This window comes from Algibacter sp. Ld11 (assembly GCF_045066735.1).
GTDB lineage: Bacteria > Bacteroidota > Bacteroidia > Flavobacteriales > Flavobacteriaceae > Algibacter.
The window spans coordinates 362,878-381,190 of the sequence record NZ_JBISHH010000026.1; the positions used below are offsets into that span (position 1 = coordinate 362,878).

At 32.0% G+C, this 18,313-nt stretch carries 11 protein-coding genes; all 11 read right to left on the minus strand.

Annotated elements, in window-relative coordinates; all coding sequences use genetic code 11:
• Positions 1–15: 15 nt before the first annotated feature.
• Entirely contained in the window at positions 16–972 is a 957-nt protein-coding gene (locus ACJJV4_RS18180; protein ID WP_405296817.1) for a glycerophosphodiester phosphodiesterase family protein, read from the minus strand.
• 10 nt (positions 973–982) lie between these two features.
• Complete coding sequence (locus ACJJV4_RS18185; protein ID WP_405296818.1) at positions 983–2,368, minus strand: RagB/SusD family nutrient uptake outer membrane protein; 1,386 nt, start codon at positions 2,366–2,368, stop codon at positions 983–985.
• Between the two features lie 19 nt (positions 2,369–2,387).
• Positions 2,388–5,849, minus strand: a complete 3,462-nt coding sequence (locus ACJJV4_RS18190; RefSeq protein WP_405296819.1) for a SusC/RagA family TonB-linked outer membrane protein — start codon at positions 5,847–5,849, stop codon at positions 2,388–2,390.
• 83 nt (positions 5,850–5,932) lie between these two features.
• Entirely contained in the window at positions 5,933–6,856 is a 924-nt protein-coding gene (locus tag ACJJV4_RS18195; RefSeq protein WP_405296820.1) for a FecR family protein, read from the minus strand.
• A 92-nt stretch (positions 6,857–6,948) separates the two neighbouring features.
• A complete protein-coding gene (locus ACJJV4_RS18200; protein ID WP_405296821.1) occupies positions 6,949–7,521 on the minus strand; it encodes an RNA polymerase sigma factor in 573 nt (190 codons plus the stop codon).
• A gap of 632 nt (positions 7,522–8,153) precedes the next feature.
• Entirely contained in the window at positions 8,154–8,474 is a 321-nt protein-coding gene (locus tag ACJJV4_RS18205) for a hypothetical protein (RefSeq protein ID WP_405296822.1), read from the minus strand.
• 346 nt (positions 8,475–8,820) lie between these two features.
• Positions 8,821–9,885 (minus strand): hypothetical protein, encoded by a 1,065-nt coding sequence (locus ACJJV4_RS18210; RefSeq protein ID WP_405296823.1) that lies wholly within the window; start codon positions 9,883–9,885, stop codon positions 8,821–8,823.
• Positions 9,886–10,106: 221 nt separating this feature from the next.
• Positions 10,107–10,841, minus strand: coding sequence for a hypothetical protein (locus ACJJV4_RS18215; RefSeq protein ID WP_405296824.1), 735 nt, complete (start codon positions 10,839–10,841; stop codon positions 10,107–10,109).
• A gap of 102 nt (positions 10,842–10,943) precedes the next feature.
• Positions 10,944–12,725, minus strand: a complete 1,782-nt coding sequence (locus tag ACJJV4_RS18220; RefSeq protein ID WP_405296825.1) for a serine hydrolase — start codon at positions 12,723–12,725, stop codon at positions 10,944–10,946.
• Positions 12,726–13,198: 473 nt separating this feature from the next.
• Positions 13,199–15,712 carry an RICIN domain-containing protein gene (locus ACJJV4_RS18225; RefSeq protein WP_405296826.1) on the minus strand — a complete coding sequence of 838 codons (2,514 nt, stop codon included), beginning with the start codon at positions 15,710–15,712 and terminating at the stop codon, positions 13,199–13,201.
• Positions 15,713–16,525: 813 nt separating this feature from the next.
• On the minus strand, positions 16,526–18,238 hold the full coding sequence (locus ACJJV4_RS18230) for an amidohydrolase (protein WP_405296827.1): 1,713 nt from the start codon (positions 18,236–18,238) through the stop codon (positions 16,526–16,528).
• Positions 18,239–18,313: the final 75 nt, after the last annotated feature.

An 18,313-nucleotide genomic window follows, 5' to 3' on the forward strand; every position in this document is an offset into this window, starting at 1 on the left:
TGTTATTTTGTGATTTTAATCGTGTAAGCCTTTTTTTCTAAGGTAATCAAGTAGTAGCGCAGGTCTATCAGTTTGAATCATATCAATATTATTATCGATAAACCAATCATAAATTGAAGTATCTATGGCTGCTTTTTCATCATCATGACCACCATTATGTTGTGTCCATAGCGAATTAACCCAAACCCCGGATCCTAATTTTCTAAAATCATCAAATTGGTCTATAATCGCAATAGTGTCTTGTGGCACTGTAAATTCAAATGCTACAGGAGCTTCTTCTGCTAAATATTCTTGAATAATTTGGTTTGCATTAGGGTTATTCAATCTAACTATAGGCATAAAATAGACTTGATCTAAGTAGGCTCCAAATTCTTTTTTGACTTCAGCCTTTGTTTTATCCCCTTTTATTATAACCTGTTTTAAGGTTTCTGTACGTTTGGCAACTTCAAAGCACTTATCAAAAATCTCATAACTTTTATCTAGGTTAACTAATATTTTTCCTTTGCAAAGTAAAAGAGCTTCTTCAAGAGTAGGGATTTTGTGCATGGTTTCTACACCTAAACCATCGACTAGTTTTAAGGTTCTTAAACTATCCAAAGTCCAATCTTTCACTAAGCCAGAGGCCTTTGTAGTTCTTTCTATAGTAGTGTCATGCATTAAAACAAGTTTTCCATCTTTAGTTTCTCTAATATCGATTTCAACCATATCAAGTCCCATATCTATGCAGTTTTGAATAGCCTGAAGAGAGTTTTCTGGAGCATGTCTCCAATCTCCACGATGAGCAATCACTATGATGTCTTTGTTTTCAGAATCTTCTAAATTAGCTATTAATTTTTCGATTCTAGTACCTTCTATTTCTTCAGGTTTTATATTTTTAGAAACACTTATTAAAGGTGCTTTAGTATCCTCTTTACAGTTTAGGAATAGTAACATTGTTGTTACTATTCCTAAAATTTTAAATTTTATATTCATGTGCTTATAGTTAATATCCTGGATTTTGTTCTAATGCATTATCTGTTGCTATTTGGCTAGCAGGTAATGGCATTAATAATCTATTTACATCAGATAGCTCTAAAATATCTAAGGCTCTTCCTTGTCTCTTTAAATCAAACCAACGATGACCTTCCCAAACAAGTTCTAATCGACGCTGTAAATCTATATCGTTAAAAATTTCTGTGGAGCTTGTTGCTCCTGCATAATTAGCAAGATTGGCACGCGTTCTTATTTGGTTTAAGTAGCTTATTGATTCTGTTGTGTTTCCTAAGTTGTTATCTATTTCTGCAAGCATTAAAATAACATCAGCATAGCGTAATACGACCCAATCACTTTCGGAATCTCCAATTACGGTAGATGGAATTGCAATTTTATTATTATATGCAATTCCTGAATCTAAAACATCAACATATACACCTTTTCTACCATCATTTTCACTATACAAAGTGTAGAAATCTGGTTTTAAAACACCGTGACCTTTAGTTCCTGTCATGTTACCTTCGATTCTTCCTGTAGGGTTGAACATTCTATAAGCATCGGTACCTTCACTATTTCCATTAATGCCGGAAGCAAATTGTACAGCGAATATAATTTCATCATTTAGTTCATTATCCGCTGCAAAAACATCTTCTACAGGTAACAACTTATGAGATCCAGAGTTTACTACAGAAAGTAGTTGTGCTTTAGCCTCATTGTAATTACCTAATGTTAATTGCACCTTGCCCAATAATGTTTGTCCAGCAGTTTTTACAATACGCATTTTATTGGTTTGAGTTCTAACTGGTAATAAATCAATAGCAGAGATTAAATCACTAATAATTTGATTGTAAACTTCGCTTTGTGGCGTTCTAGTCTGTCCAAAATATTCTTGAGGGTTATTAACTTCTTCAGTCACTAACGGCACATCTCCATAAACCCTTACTAAGTTGAAATGTAAAAGAGCTCTTATAAATAGCATTTCACCCATGCGAGAATTTTTTACATTTTCGTCATCAAAACTTATGTCTGATATTCTGTTTAAAACGATATTAGTTCTTTGTATACCTTGATAGGAATGATTCCAAATATTTGCAATAATTGAATTTTGGGCAATTACAGAGTATTGATCAAGTTCTCCATAATTTCCACCGTCATTTGCAGGAGTTTCATCATAGGCATCTTCACCTGGAATTTCACCTATAGAAGGGATACCAATATCATAATTTCCACTAAATTGTAAAGCCGCATATGCAGAGTTTATGGCCTCTTCCAGTTCTGCTTCATTAGTGTAAAACCCTTCCGAAACTTTATTTGTATTTGGTTCTTGTATTAATTGGTCTTCGCATGACGTTATAACTAAGGTCAGAGCAAGTACTGTATATATTATTTTTTTCATTATTATTTATTTTAATGATTTAATAAGAAATTTTTAATCCAACCAGGTAGGTTTTCGCTACAGGGTAATTAGATCCATTGTTGTACCCTGAGGTAAGAATATTTGAAGAGGTACCATCGGGATTCCATCCTCTATATTTAGTTTTAGTAAATACATTATTACCTGAAAGGTAAATTTGTAATGCTTTTAGCTTTAGTCTACTTAATAATAAAGGTTGAAAGTTGTAAGCTAACCTTGTGTCTCTAAGACGGATATAATCTCCATTATTTTCTTTTACAACAACAGAAGAATTTAGAAGTTTTCTAGAGTTAGAAAAGTTACCGAAATTAGGTTGACCTAAAAATCCGTTAGGGTTGTTGTCCGGATGATATCTATTCTCAAAATAATATGTAGTTGGTACAGCAAATCCTTCGCCTGATTCTGTTAAAGAAGCCATATCACCATCCATCATTGTACGACCAGAAACGCCTGTGAAATTAAAACTAAAATCAAATCCTTTATACGTAATAGTAGAACCAAATCCATATGTAAAGTCTGGAGTATAAGTACCTTTAGAAACCTTATCATTATCGTTTATAACTCCATCACTATTAATATCCTTTACAATATAATCGCCAGTTAACGTTCCTGATAGGTGAGGTGAATTGTCGATTTCGGCTTGAGTTTTATAAACACCATTTACTTCGTAACCATAAATTTCAGCAATAGAGCCACCAACTTTGGTAATAAACAATTGATCGGTACCCGTAGCTATTTGTTCTTGTCCAGGTCCTAGGGCTAAAACTTTATTTTGGTAAGTTGTCATGTTTGCATTAAACCCAATATTAACATCTCCTAAACTTAAATTGTATAAGCTTAACTCTAGCTCGAAACCTTTATTTTCCATTTCCCCTATATTTGCTAATACATTAGTATATCCAGTTTGTTGAGGTACAGGGACTTCTAGTAAAAGGTCTTTTGTGTTTGTTTTGTAGTAAGCAGCACTTATGTTTAGCTTATTAAAAAAACCTAATTCTAAACCATAATTGTTTGAGGAAGCGATTTCCCAACCTAAATTAGGGTTTGGTGATGAGGTGGTAATATAACCAGGAGCTAAGGAGCTTTCGTAGACATAATTTGATTCGGTTACAAGCGCTTGAGATCCGTAATTACCTATTTGGTTATTTCCCGTTTTTCCCCAACTTGCAGAAATTTTACCAAAGGTTAAAACATTTTGATTTGATAAAAAGTCCTCATTGCTAAATATCCATCCTCCAGATATAGATGGGAAATTACCCCATCTGTTATTACTTCCAAATCTAGAAGAACCATCTTTTCTTATTGCAGCAGAAAACAAATATTTAGAATCATAGTCATAAATTAATCTTGCAAAATAAGATTCTAAAGTCCAAATACCTAAGTCGTATGTTGAAGTATTTGCACTTGCCCCAGCTATGTTTTGAATATTATTGTCGGCAAAACCAGTTCCATCGACTACAGTAGTACTAATTTTTTCTTTTTGAAAAGTATGACCTCCCAAAAGATTAATGTGGTGTTTGTTAAACGTGTTATCATAAATTAATGTGTTTTCTATGATGTAGTTTAAACGCGTTCGTTTTGTTTGAGATGCGTTGGCATCAGATCTTGGAGCAGGGGTTCTGTAAGAGCCTACATCAGAAGGATAGTAATAATTACGGGTATAGTTATCATAATCACCACCCAAAGACAGTTTGTAATTTAAGTTTTTAAATATTTCTGCCTCAACATAAGCATTACCAAAAGTTCTAAAATTTGTTCTGTTATCTTTTACTTTAGAAGCTGTAGCTAGTAAGTTTTCCACGGGTGTTCCGTTTATTCTTACTCCTTCGATTTCACGTTGTTCATTTATAATTTGATCACTAATGTTTATTGTGCCATCTGCATTATATGCACTATAATACGGTAGGTTAAGAGGAACCAAAGCAATAGCTCCAGAACTACGACTGCTTTGATTAAATTCATTTTGATCAATATAAGTCGTTTTTATATTAGAGCCCATTTTAACTTTTTTAGTTAATTGAGTTTCTAAATTGGTCGCAAAAGAATATCGCTCCATATCAGTGCCAATTACAATACCTTCCTGATTAAAATACCCTATAGAACTATAATACTTCGTCTTATCATTTCCTCCAGTGGCAGATAAATTATAATTTGTGATTTTTGCAGTACGAAAAGCCACATCCATCCAGTCTGTGTTAGTTAATCCTGCTTCACCATCTAAGTACGGCTGTAAAAAATCTAAATAAAGTTCTCTTCCATCTATTCCTTGTCCGTTTACTGTTTTAGTGACTCTTACATAATTTGGATCATTTTCATTTCTGTTTGAAGGATCCTTAGAGACATAACCCCAGTTTCTTGCTTCGGTAATAAATTGTGCAAATTGATAAGCATCGACGAGTTCCACACCAGTAGATTTTTCTTGAATACCACCATAAGTATCAAGAGTAATTACTGTTTCAGATTTTTTATTACCTTTTTTAGTGGTTACCAAAATAACACCATTTGCAGCTCTTGACCCATAAATAGAGGCAGAGGCTGCATCTTTTAAAATATTGATATCAGAAATATCGTTAGGATTTAAGTCATTAAGAGAACTTCCCTCGGTAAGAGGATAGCCATCAACTACAATTAATGGATTAGTTCCGGCTGTTAATGTTCCAGTTCCTCTAATTACTATTTGAGAAGCAGCTCCTGGTTGTCCACTTGATTGGTTTACAACAACACCAGACATTTTACCCGCTATTTGACCTTCAAAAGAAGATGATGCAACTCTCGATAATTCCTCTTCTTTAATTTTTCCAACAGCTCCAATGTTTTTAGCTCTTGATTGCTCTCCGTATCCAATAATTACTACTTCATCTAAAGCATTAGTGTCTGCAGTTAAAGTAATATTTAAAACAGAATTATTATTTACAGGAACTGTTTTGGAATTAAACCCAACGAATGATATTATTAATTCAGGGTTAGTTGTAGATAAATTTAAGGTGAATTTTCCGTCGAAGTCTGTATATACTCCATTTAAAGTTCCTTTTTCCAAAACATTGGCGCCGGGAAGAGGTATTCCTAATTCATCGATAACAGTCCCGTTAATTATAACTTGCGTATTTAATTGTTCTTGTTTGAAATTTGGGTTTGGCCTTATTAGAATTAGATTAGCATCAATTTTGTATTCTAAATTCGCTCGAATTGATATGTCATTTAAAACATCTTCTAAGTTCCAATCTTTGTAGTTTACATTAAACTTTTTTGAATGGTGTATAATTTCTTCTCCTAAGCTAAAATTATATAAAATTTGAGTTTCAAGAGTTTCAAATAATTTGTTTAATGTAATGTTTGATGATATTACTCTTACTGTACTTTTTTCAAAGTTGAGAGTATTTGCTGGTTTAGCATTTAGATTTGCCGTGACGAATGCAAGACACAAACAAATAATTGTTAGAAAATTTGTATTTTTGTAATTCATTTTTAGGTGTTGTAATTTTTATATTAACTATTTCAATACTTATACATATAAGCTCGGAGTTGCTCTAACAACTTCGAGTTTTTTTATTTCTGGATATCTATATCATTGGCATTAATTTTTGTTTTTAAATTGGTTATATATGATAATTGGTTCATTAAACTTTCGACGGTATCTTGGGCACTAATGGTTACGGTTACCAAATCATGTTTAAGTTCAGAGTTATTGAAGTTGAGTTTATATCCAAATCTATTATTTATGATATAGGATAATTTCCCTAAGGAAACTTGTTTTAAATTAAGCTCTTTATTATACCATGGTAAATGATTAACCTGTGCCTTTTTGATTAAGGCTTTTGATTGAAAGTTGAAGTCTGCGGACTCAGTGGGTAACAAAGTAATAGATTGGTTACGGTGAGATTTAACGGATACTTTACCTGTTATAACATATACGCAAATATCATCTGATGTTGAATTAATATTGAATGAAGTGCCTAGAACTTGTGTGTTCAATTTATCGTGTTGCACAGTAAAAGGTTTTGAGGTATCTCTAGCGACTTTAAAATAAGCATTACCTTTTTTTAGTGATACTGTTCTGTGGGTGTTTGCAAAAGATTCTGGATATTCAATACTTGAATTAGGACCTAAAATTATTTTAGAACCATCTTTCAATAATATACTATCGATTGTTTTATTTGTAGCAAATACTTTAGGGGGAGGAGTAGAATGTGTTAGATTAAATACTCCAAACAGAATAGTTATGCAAGCAGCTGCAGCAAAGTATACAAATCTATTTGAATGTCGTTTAGTGGTTTTGGTTTCTCTTAGAATACTATGTTTTAATCGGTCTTTTAAAAATACTTTATTTCCTAACTTACTATCGTCCCAAATTAAGTCTTTCTTAAGCGAATTAAATAAATCATCAACAATGTTTTTTTCCGATTTGGAGGATGAATTATTAATATATTTTATTAATATATTCGAGAAAAAATTTGGGTTTTTATTTTTCATATAATGTTTCTTTTCACCTATAAGTGTTCAGAAAAGAAATTTATACTATGTTTGAAAATTAAGGAAAGGTTACCTAATTGTTAAGTCTAAAATTACTTGAAATAGAATAATAAAAAAATCACTAATTCTATATCTTTGATGTTCTTAGAAAAAAAAGATCTTAATTGAATAAGAGCAGAGGATAGTTGGTTTCGTACGGTTTGTATCGAAATATTTAATGTGTCTGATATTTCTTGAGCCGACATGTTTTGATATTTATTCATTATCAAAATTTCTCTTCGTTTTTCAGGTAACTCATCTAACCCTTTTCCTAGTAAATCTAGTATTTCAGGGTTGGTTTCTTCAAAGTTGTTAAATACAAAATTTTCTAGTTCATTGGTAAGTGTTTCTAAATTTACCCGAGCCTTTTTGTATTGTTTAAAAAATTGATATTTAACACATTGAAATAGATAGCTTTTTAATGACGTTATTTTGTGTGTTTGTCTTTTGTCCCATAGCATTACAAATAAATCTTGTATAATTAAAAAGGCATTTTCTTTATCTCCTGTTAAGCGATAAGCATAAAGATATAGTTCTTCCCAATATGTATTGTAAAGTTGATTAAAGGCATCGTAGTCATCCTGTTTTATACGATCAAGTAAATAATTATCAGAGATAGTATGCAATTTAGGAGTCTATTAATTTTGCAATCAAAATTATATTAAATCTGAAAACATACTATTTTCTAAAAGTTAAGAAATTATAAAGATTAGACGAAACCGAACTCAAATTATCATGTTTTGAAGTCGTTTAGCTATATAAACTGATAGTTGTTATATAATTATTATACTTAGTTCCGCTGAAATTTTAGAGTCAATTTTTCTCTTTTAATTTTTAGTAGTGAAAATTGAGGTTGTAAACTTTTTCTAATTCTCATGATATATTTCATGTGGTATAGAAATATTAATTTTTTTAGTCATTTTAATCATAAAAAATAGCACTAATTATTACCTTTGAAATCGAGGTGCTAATTTCCGGTGACTTTCCGTGTCTTTTTGTACCTCATTTCTCCTTGAGCCTTGTAAATAAAGAAAAGTTTATTTCTGTATCGGAAAGTAAATAGAAAATATGGCTGTTTAAATTTGTAGAAGGGAAATATTATGGCAATGAAAATGCATTACAGACTGTCTTGAGACTTTTGTATTATAAATGCTAAATTTCAAATTTAGCGGACTTTATTAATATTAACAGATCTTTCGATTTAGTGTAAATGTCCTTTGTCTTTTACCTTGGTATTTGGTTGTGCAAGGTTATTCTATTATCCTTTTCCTCTTTTTCCACCACGCTTCACTATACTTCGTGCTAAACCTTCAAGTTCGTATACATTATAATCTTCAGCTAACTCTTCATCGCTTATAATGAGATAAATAAAATCTAGAAGGGTTTCTTTTTTTCCATCAATAATTTCATATTTATTAAAATCAACTGAATACTCCTCGTCGATTGCTAATTGTTGTAAATATCCATACAAACCACTAGAAACAGATCGTTTAAGTAATTGTTCTCTTTCGCGTATGCCTTCAACACCATCATCGCCACAGATTAGTATATGACTATATTTATTTAAATAATCAGACACTTTTTTCTTTCTTTTAGGGTCGTTTAAATCACTTCTAACCTCTCTTAAAATTGCTGTGTCAAACTCATCAGTTGGATTAGTATTGCTCCATGAACCATAACCTAATGATTAAATTTTTGATGCTAATTTTTCGTTGTTAGAGTTGTTTTCGGTATCAGGGTTTTGAGCATTAATGTTATTAACTCTAATGAAAAAAAGTATTATTATAAAGTGTGCTGTTTTCATGTTATATAGCTTTATTTAGGGGGCAATATATTGATTATTTACGATTAGTATATAGTGTCGTAACTATCGATAGGAAGCTATGCACAATATAAATTGTTGTAAAGAGTAATATTGATTATAATTATTTAGCTAATAGCAATTCCAAAGCTTCCTTTAAATGTTTCCTCCAAGCTGTATGCACATCATCAAATGCAACAACATTAGCACCTTTAGTCTTAAGGAAATCAATTTCGTCTGTAGTTAGTTTTCCAACATTTGAATCCTTCAAGGCATGATAATAAATAAGATTGGATAGGTCGGTGTTTTTCAACAATTCGGAATATCGCTTATAACCATAAGCAGCAGCAATCTTGTGTGAATTAATCATCATTAAATCCTCAGCTTTCTGTTCTACCTTTGTACTAACAGCATCTTCTTCGAAAGCAGCGTCTATACCTTCAGAATATGCCATCCAAACTTCTTCCGCAATGTCTAATCTGCCTACCATCAGTAAATAACCGTCGGCAATATTACCAAACTTGGAAATATAGTCTTGCCCTGCAAAACAACCATACGAAATGCCCACAATAAAAACCTTTTTATTTTCGGACTTAAAATAACTAACAAGCTCATTCAACATTTCGGAAGTTTTTATTCCCAACATTTTGGCTTGTTCAAACGACATTTCTTCTTCAAGCATCATTTGAGGTTCAATAGTCTGAGCTTGATGACTGTTTATAATGAAGTATTTGTTTTCATCAATTCCTCCATTATCTTTAAAAATAGCTTTCACTTCATCCGTAAACAATCCAGGGAAAGGACCTCCTTGTGTAATAAGTACTATTGTATCACTTTTTGAGTTCCCAAACGAATATCCTAATTTCTTCAACTTTTCTGGCATGCCTTCATAGGCTATGGTTATATTTTCTGTTTTTACTTCAGCTTTAACAACTACAAGTATCTTATGATTTCCATCCTTGTCAACAAACATTTGAGGTGTCAATTTTTTCTGCATCACTAATGGAATAACCTCCTTAAATGTTGTAGGTGTTCCGTTTTCGTAATATACCAATCCCACATTAGACGGTGGATTTTTCATTAATTCCTCATAAGATATTAGTCGCAAACTATCTGGTACAAACGAGTAGTTTTGAGCATTACATAACGCAGATGTGAAAATGAAGATTACAAATATTATATTTTTCATGGGTCTATTTGATTATTTTTTATAACGTTTAGTATAAGAATAGTAGGGCTGATTTGCACGCTAACCATTCGGATGAAACACAAGTCGAATTTTTAAATTTTTCTTATTATTTTTCTTTTCTCAATAAGCCAAATTTAAAAATTTGGCGACTTTGCAAATGCGCCCAAACCATTCGGTTTTACTATAATTGCCCTATTATTTTTATACGTTATTGCCAATAGTTATTGTTCGTCTTCTTCCCCAAGCGAAATTTTAAATACATTAAATCCTATTCCAAATCCAAACCATAAATTACCATTTGAATTCCATTTATATTCACTTTGATTGTTTATTTGGTCAACTCCTACATAAATTCCAGCTTGTACTTTTTTGTATTCAAGCATTAGACCACCAAAAAAATTCAAAGTAGCTACATCTTGTGCTTTATCATCTGTTATTCCAGAAGCGTTGCTAGAATTCAAATTTACGCTTCCAATTCCAGCTCCTATTTGTGCATTTAATTTTGCGTTATATATTTTGTGAAAATTATAATTTAAGGTTGTACTTAAATTAAATTCTGTATCGAAAGAAAAGTCATCTTGTGGTCTTGCTTTAAATGGTAATGTTAATAATCCAACTGATAATTTATCTTCAGGCACGTATTCCTCATAACTTCTTTCAAAGTCATTTTTATCTATGTAATAAATTTTATCATTATATAATTTTTTCTTTTCCTCATTGTTTGTAAAATTCAAAGCCTTTAACTGAATAGAATCATTGAGAACTTTGTTAACTCTGAATAAAATATTTGGGGCTAAAAATCTTACAGTATCTTTATTCGTTCCAATAATATTCTCAAATTTTAATACTTTATTGTAAGTTGTTAATTTTATTATATCTCCAGGCTTTTGTGCAAAAGTAAAATTAGAAAAGGAAATAAATAGTAATGCAAGTAATAGTTGGTTAGTGGTTTTCATATTTCTTCGATTTTTGGTTAATTATTGGTAACAATTGTAAATAGTTAGTTTTAACTATATATCTATTAAGGGTTATACTACTTTTTCATGATATTATTAAAGTTATTTTATCTTCTTACACTCAAATATTCCAGATGGTGCTTTATATTTCAAACCAGAAATCTTATTGTTTTTTTCTGTGAATTCAATTTGCATATCGTCGAATTTTTCCACTTTAAATATGTGTTTTTTATAAGGGATAAGTACCTCGTCTGTAGTTCCTAGCATGGTTAGCTTGTTATCTTTTATTTTTAATTCAAACTCGGAGCCAGCATATTCGTATGTGCCAGTATATAGGTTTAATATTTCTGGGCTAGATAGAGATTCATCTGTTTTTTTATTGAATGTAACTTGGCCTTCATCAATTGAAATTACGGCTGTAGATATTTCACCTTGTGGACTAACGCTAAAATTAATACTCCATTTTCCTAGAATTTCATCATTTGGCGTGTCGAATCGGTTGTAGTGATAATGTTGCAGAGGTAAAATTGTTCTCCTAAAATTGAAATAAAGGGAGTCATTTTCTTTTCCAATAATGAACTCACCATAGACCTCGTTAACATAAGTGCCTAAATAGTCATTTATATTATGTGTTGGAGAGGTTCCTTTAACATTATCAAACCCAACTTGAGCTCTGGCTTTTTTACCCATTTCTTTCCTTTTAAGGTGATCAGCCAACAATCGACCATTCCAATCTGTTTGCTTCAATCCTAAAAGCCTATCTACGAGGTTATATGCTATAATTGTATTGCCTAAACTTGCCCCATGATCACCTATTGAAAACGTTATAATTCCTATATCATCATAAGGAAGTATTATTACTTGCGAGTGAAATCCTGGCATTGCCCCACCGTGCTTTGTTAATACATTGCCTTTATAAATCTCAATTTCTCTTGCCATACCATAAGTGGAATTTAGCTTTTCTTTATAGCCTTTTTCTTCTAGATCTGAATTTCTAAACGCAATACCTGGTTTCAAGGTTTCATTAATTATGGAGGCGGGTATTACCTCTTTGTTTTTATACTTTCCATCTTTCATAAGTGCAATTACCCAATGAGAAAGATCATCTAAACTTGTTATAATAGCTCCTGCGGGTCCTACACCTGCACCATCTTCTTTAAGAGGAATTTTATATAGAAGCGTAGTGTCTTTTATCTCATTATAAGGAACTCCATGATCACTTGATTTTTGCATTTCGTCAATGGAAAAAACAGTGTTATTCATTTCAAGTGGAGTGAAAATATTTTCTTTGACATATTCTTCCCATGTCTTTCCGGTTCTGAGTTCTATTGAATAACCCACGGCTGTATACATGAGATTATTGTATATAAAGTCTTGGCGTAAGGGGATAGATGGTTCTAGGTATTTAATACGTTCAAAAAGTTCTTTACGTGAAAAATCGGATTGAAACCAAATCATATCATGCCTAGAAATACCGGTTTTATGCCCCAACATATCTCTAAGTGTAACATTACTGTTTAAGAAATCATTGTAAAACTGAAGTTCTGGAACAGATTCTGTAAGAGGTTTATCCCAATTAAAAACTCCTTTTTCTACTAACATACCAGCAGCTATTGTAGTAAAGAGCTTAGTGTTAGAGGCTATTTGAAATAGCGTGTTTTTTGTAACAGGAAGTTTATTTCCATAATCTCTATAGCCATATCCTTTTACGAATACAAGTTCTCCATTATGAATGATTGCAACACCTGCACCTGGTTCATTCCAGTCAGTCAAAACATTAGACATATACTTATCAAAACCTTTAAGCGATTTGTTAATATTAATTTCCTGTGCTATAATATTGATTGATAAGAGCGAAAAAAATGCGAGAATAATGTTTTTCATAATAGCTGGTTCATGTTAATTCTATTCTCGTAACAACACCAAACATTAATCAAAGAGCCTGTAAAAAACACATAACTCATCGACAATATTTAGCGTTAATTACTAAAATTGATTTGTGCTTATAATTATGAAAATAAATAGGGAAAGTGTGTAATAAGCTTGCTTATAGCTTATTGGAGTTTAAATATAGATAAAAAAAATAAACTGTAAAGATTTTTTATTCTTTTTATTAAAAAAACATATAATTCCGATTCTATAAAGAATGCGAGTTTATTAACTCAGAAAAATTTCTAAATACTCAATAACTTCGTTTAAATTAATATGAGTTAAGAAGGGGCTTGTCTGTTATTTATTTAGTTTAGAGTAAAAATAATACTGTGTTTTAAGAAGGGATAGTTTAATAATGAGCCGATTAATTTTGTTGATCGGCTCATTATCATTTTTTGATAATATTTATAAATAAAATAATTTAGTTATTCAAATTTCCACATCGCACTCCACATATTATCTGTTATTGGACCTACCTCTAATTTTCCATTTTCATTGTGAATATATTTATCAGGATACCAATTATTTTGTATTCTAATATATTCACCATAACCAGGTTGAAATTTCCACAAAGCACTTGCCCAGTTAGGTAAGATTTTAACAATTTCTAATTTATGACCGCTGAAGTTTAAATACAATTCTGGGTTTTTTAGGTTTTGTATTCTTACCCAGCCATTGCCAGCAGGTATAACTTTCCATAGTTGCTCGTCTTCATTTGATTTAATTACTTCCAGAGGAGAATTATTTTGACTTGCAATGTATAAATGCTTTTTAAATCTGCTTTGTATTCGCTTATAGTCTTTTCTGTTTACAGTATACAAAAAACCTTGATTACCACCTTTTGCGTCTATATTAGCGCCTCTTTTAAAGTTACTGTGATCAGATTGAGCAGGTACAGCAAAACGACCATCTGCCATGCGTAGAAACGCATAAGCGTCGAAACCAGAAATCCAAGCTTCTCTTACTTCATCTTCTTTTGCTAATTGCCAACGATTAAAGTTTGCTTTGTTTATAGCTTGTTCTAATGTAAGGTTTGCTTCTCTATAATAGTACATGTTAGGGGTATTATATCGAGTATCCATGCTCGCTAGTATTTGACTTTTAAGCTGAGCATTATTTACCATATTTGCAGCTTCAGTTTCTAGTTTGCGTTGCTCACTTATACTAGCAGTATGATCAGGAATTAAATAAGTAAAGTCGTTAGCATCAAGAACAAGCATTTTGAATAAGAAAGTAAAATTTTCAATTTTTTCTTGATCACTCATTGTTTGCCAATTTTCATTTCGAGGTTTTATATAGCAACCTTCTTTTAAACTGTTTTCAAAAATTGCAATTTCAATAGCCTTTCCGCCAGTGGGCATAAAACCTACCATAAAAACACTTACGCCTACAGCAACTGGCCCTATTGCCGATGATAATGCTGGCCCTATGGCTTTGCTTCCTAATGAAGCACTTTGAATAGTATAAGTCATGACAACACCATTTATAGTAGCTCCTGATATATTCGTTGCTGCAGTTAATGCTACTGAAAAGGCATTTAATGCCTGAGCTGAAAATAATACTGCCGCTCCTGTTGCAAAACTAATTCCTGCTTTCTGAGCATGACTTGATACTATATTTAAGGCTTGTGCTTCTGCACTCAAATTTTTTGATAGGTAATTTGGGACACTTAATAACTCACTCACTTCAGGATCATCAGGAAATGACTGGGCTACAAGTGGCATTGAAAAATCTAATATTGTCATATTTTGCTTATGGGTAAAATACATAGGACTACCATGCATACCTTTACTCTTAAACTCATTTACTGTTTTATCTCCTAAGGGAATTCCTGATTTTATAAACCTTCCTCTGCCAGTGTCATCATAAACAATAGGCTCTATATCTTCTCTATCTATAAGAGTAGGACCGTCATTAAAACGTAAACCCGGAATAAATGGAGTATCATTTAATTCTGCAGTTGTACTTCTAGAGTAGTATTTCCAAGATTCTAGCGTATATCTATTTGCTTTAGCTAAATGAAAACTTACATATTCTGAAAATTGCTTGCTAAGTACTGGGTTTGCTCCAGTTCTTAGGGTTTTTAAATATTCAGGAACAAAAAAACCAACAAACTCATATCGTGTTAATTTACACGATTTACAGGTGTTATCTTTATTGGTAATTAAATATTTTAGGTAACTTTTTAAGTGAGTCGTGTTGTTTTTATAGCGGTTAGGGAATTTTTCATTTATATATTGATCTAGCGAACGGTTCAAAATATGCTGATAATTTGCATCATCCCATTTATCTTGCATAATATTACCTACACCATTTGCATATTTTTTTTCGTATGCATCATAAACTGCTGCTTGACTATCACTATAGTTAATACCATTTAATTTAAAAAACTCACGGTTATAATAACCATCTTTACTTTGGTCTATAACTACCGGGGTACCTGCGTCTCCGCTAAGTTTTATTACATTAGATCCAGAATTTGTAGTTGTAATTGGTTTTGGAGGCGCCACAATAGGCGTACCTGGTTTCATAGTATAAAAGAAACCTTGATTACCACCTGTAATGCCAATATTCGGTCCTTTCTTAAAGGTGCTGATATCAGCTTGAATTGGAACTGCCATTTGGCCATTTGCTAATAGACCATATGAATGTTGATTTAACTTTAAATATGTATAAGCTTCGGTTAGTTCTTCTGGGGTTGCTAAAGACAAACCAAATTCTGCAGCTTTAGCTTTAGCTTGATCTAGAGTTAAATTATCCTGAGGGTAAAATTTTACTTCAAAAACGCATTTACCGCCTTCACCAGAAACTTTCCCATCCTTACAAATGTTTTTTATTGTTGCGGTCCCCATTATGATAGTTCTGTCTTGAGAGAAAAGAGGTTGGTAAACTACAAATATTGCGAAAATTAAAAATACTTTATAAGTAAAATGCTTCATGTTATTGGTTTTATGTTAAACGATATTTTTACTTTTTAACAGAATAAAATAATTCTATTTACCTTAATCTAAACATTAATCAAAGAGCCTGTAAAAAACACATAACTCATCGACAATATTTAGCGTTAATTACTAAAATTGACTTGTGCTTATAATTATGAAAATAAATAGGGGGAGAGGGTAATAAGCTTGCTTACAACTTATTGGAGTTTAAATATAAATAAAAAAAATAAACTGTAAAGATTTTTTAGTTTTTTATTAAAAAATTTATAATCCTAATAATAGGATTCCGATTCTATTATGAATGCGAGTTTATTAATTCAGAAAAATTTATAAATACTCAATAGCTTCGTTTAAATTAATAGGAGGTAAGAAGGGGTTTGTCTGTTATATATTTAGTTTATAGTAAAAATAATACTGTGTTTTAAGAAGGCATAGTTTAATAATGAGCCGATTAATTTAGATAATCGGCTCATTATTTTGTGTGTTTTTGAGCCAATTAAATAATGCAATCGGCTCATGACTTATAATTAGCAACAAAAAGATTGGACAAAATTCAGCTATGATATAAACAAGTTTAAGTATAAGCTCTATGCCTTTGCTGAAACTTTTGATATTTGTTTTGAAGGTAGACTTAATAATTTCATTTTTTTAAATAGCCCTATCGTTTTACGTTTCTCAAGAAAAATGTTTAGTTAAGTTTTCATTGAGTATAATTTGAAAATATCGATTTCGAATTTACATTATTTTAGGTATCTACTTTCAAACCAATCTATAATAATCAACTTCCTATATCGATTAGAGAATGTTTAATCAATTTTTTTTACTGTTAAAAACTACTTCTCCTCCAATAATCGTCATAGCGACCTTAGTTTCTAGTATTCGATTTTCTGGAATTGTCATAATATTTCTGTCAAGTATGGTGAAATCTGCCCATTTTCCAACTTCAATACTTCCTTTGTCATTTTCTTGAAATGCCGCATAGGCAGCGTCCAATGTATAAGATCTGAGCGCTTGATTCCTTGTCATTTTTTGCAGAGGTTCGTAACCACCATCTGGCAACCCTTTTAGGGTTTTTCTGGATACTGACGCATAGAAGCCAGCCATAGGATTAAGGGGTTCTACAGGTGCATCGGTTCCGTTCACAATCTTTGCTCCAGACTTTAATAAGGTCTGCCATATATAGGCACCTTCGGTAATACGTTTCTCTCCTAGACGATCAATGGCCCAAGGTCTATCTGATGACATATGAATAGCCTGCATTGCTAGAATAACATCCAATTCAGCAACCCTAAGAATGTCTGCTGGGTCGAAATGTTGGGCATGTTCTATTCTAAATCTTGGGTCTTGTGAACTATTTGTAGATTTAGTCTTAAATGTGCTCTCATAAATATCCAAAACCTCACGATTTGCTCTGTCGCCTATGGCATGTATACCAACTTGAAAACCATTTTTGTAGGCGTTTTTAACAATTCTATTAATATCCTCCATTGGAGTAACATTATGACCATGTTTTCCGGGTGCATCCGTATATTCTTCCAATAACCAGGCGCCTCTTGAGCCTAAAGCCCCATCTGCCATTAGTTTAATAGATCTAATGGTTAGTTGATTGTCGTATAAGTTCAATTGAATACCTTTCTTAAAATAATATTTTAGAAGTTCAGGGTGTGTTCCGCGAAGCATAACATAAAGCCTTAGTTTAATTAGGTTTTGCGCGGCCATTTCTTCAAAAAGGTTTACCATGTAGCCACCTGAACCAGCATCATGAAATCCGGTGATACCATTTTTAAAACACTCTTCTAAAGCCAGAATTATTGTCTCTTTTACATCTTCCTTTGTAGGTTCGGGTAAAAACTTGAACACTAAATCTCCTGCAGTTTCATTAAGAATTCCGGTTGGTTCACCATTTGAATCTAAAACTATTTGCCCGCCATCTGGTTGAGGCGTCTTTGAATTGATTCCTGCAATATCCATCGCTTTATGGTTTATAATTATAATATGTCCAGAAGCATGTACAAGAATAACAGGATGATCTGGTATAGCAGCAGATAACATCTTATTTGTAGGATACCCTTTGATTAATGTAGGTTGCGTATCCCACTTATCATGATGCCATCCATTAGCTATAATCCATTCTCCTTTCGGCGTGTTTTTTGCTTTTTTAGCCACTTTCTCAATAGCCTCCTCATAACTCTTAGTTCCACCCAAGTCAACTTCCAATAAATTATTTCCAATACCATACAAATGGGCATGCCCCTCTATTAAACCAGGAACCATGGTCTTGCCCTTTAAATCAAAGAGTTGGGTTGTATCCCCTTTTAACTTCATGACAAGTTCTTTACTTCCTACAGATAGAATTGAATCGGCTCTTACGGCCACAGCTTCCACTATTGGGCTTTTATCGTTCATGGTATAAATCTCTCCATTAAAATAAATTTGATCTGCAAATGTGCCAAGTTCACTAGTTTGTGCTTTTGAGATTACGGTGATAAGTAAAAAGAAAATAATTAATTGTGTCTGTTTCATTGTGGGTTTATTTTGGAGTCCAAGATTATTAGACTTGTTTAAAGTTTTGTTAAAGGTATTTCAATTGTGCTTGAC

Coding starts and splice junctions, on each gene's coding strand:
- ACJJV4_RS18225 (WP_405296826.1), bottom strand. CDS start 15,712: ATGAAGCATTTTACTTATAAAGTATTTTTAATTTTCGCAATATTTGTA.
- ACJJV4_RS18210 (WP_405296823.1), bottom strand. CDS start 9,885: ATGAAAAATATAATATTTGTAATCTTCATTTTCACATCTGCGTTATGT.
- ACJJV4_RS18215 (WP_405296824.1), bottom strand. CDS start 10,841: ATGAAAACCACTAACCAACTATTACTTGCATTACTATTTATTTCCTTT.
- ACJJV4_RS18195 (WP_405296820.1), bottom strand. CDS start 6,856: ATGAAAAATAAAAACCCAAATTTTTTCTCGAATATATTAATAAAATAT.
- ACJJV4_RS18190 (WP_405296819.1), bottom strand. CDS start 5,849: ATGAATTACAAAAATACAAATTTTCTAACAATTATTTGTTTGTGTCTT.
- ACJJV4_RS18180 (WP_405296817.1), bottom strand. CDS start 972: ATGAATATAAAATTTAAAATTTTAGGAATAGTAACAACAATGTTACTA.
- ACJJV4_RS18185 (WP_405296818.1), bottom strand. CDS start 2,368: ATGAAAAAAATAATATATACAGTACTTGCTCTGACCTTAGTTATAACG.
- ACJJV4_RS18230 (WP_405296827.1), bottom strand. CDS start 18,238: ATGAAACAGACACAATTAATTATTTTCTTTTTACTTATCACCGTAATC.
- ACJJV4_RS18220 (WP_405296825.1), bottom strand. CDS start 12,725: ATGAAAAACATTATTCTCGCATTTTTTTCGCTCTTATCAATCAATATT.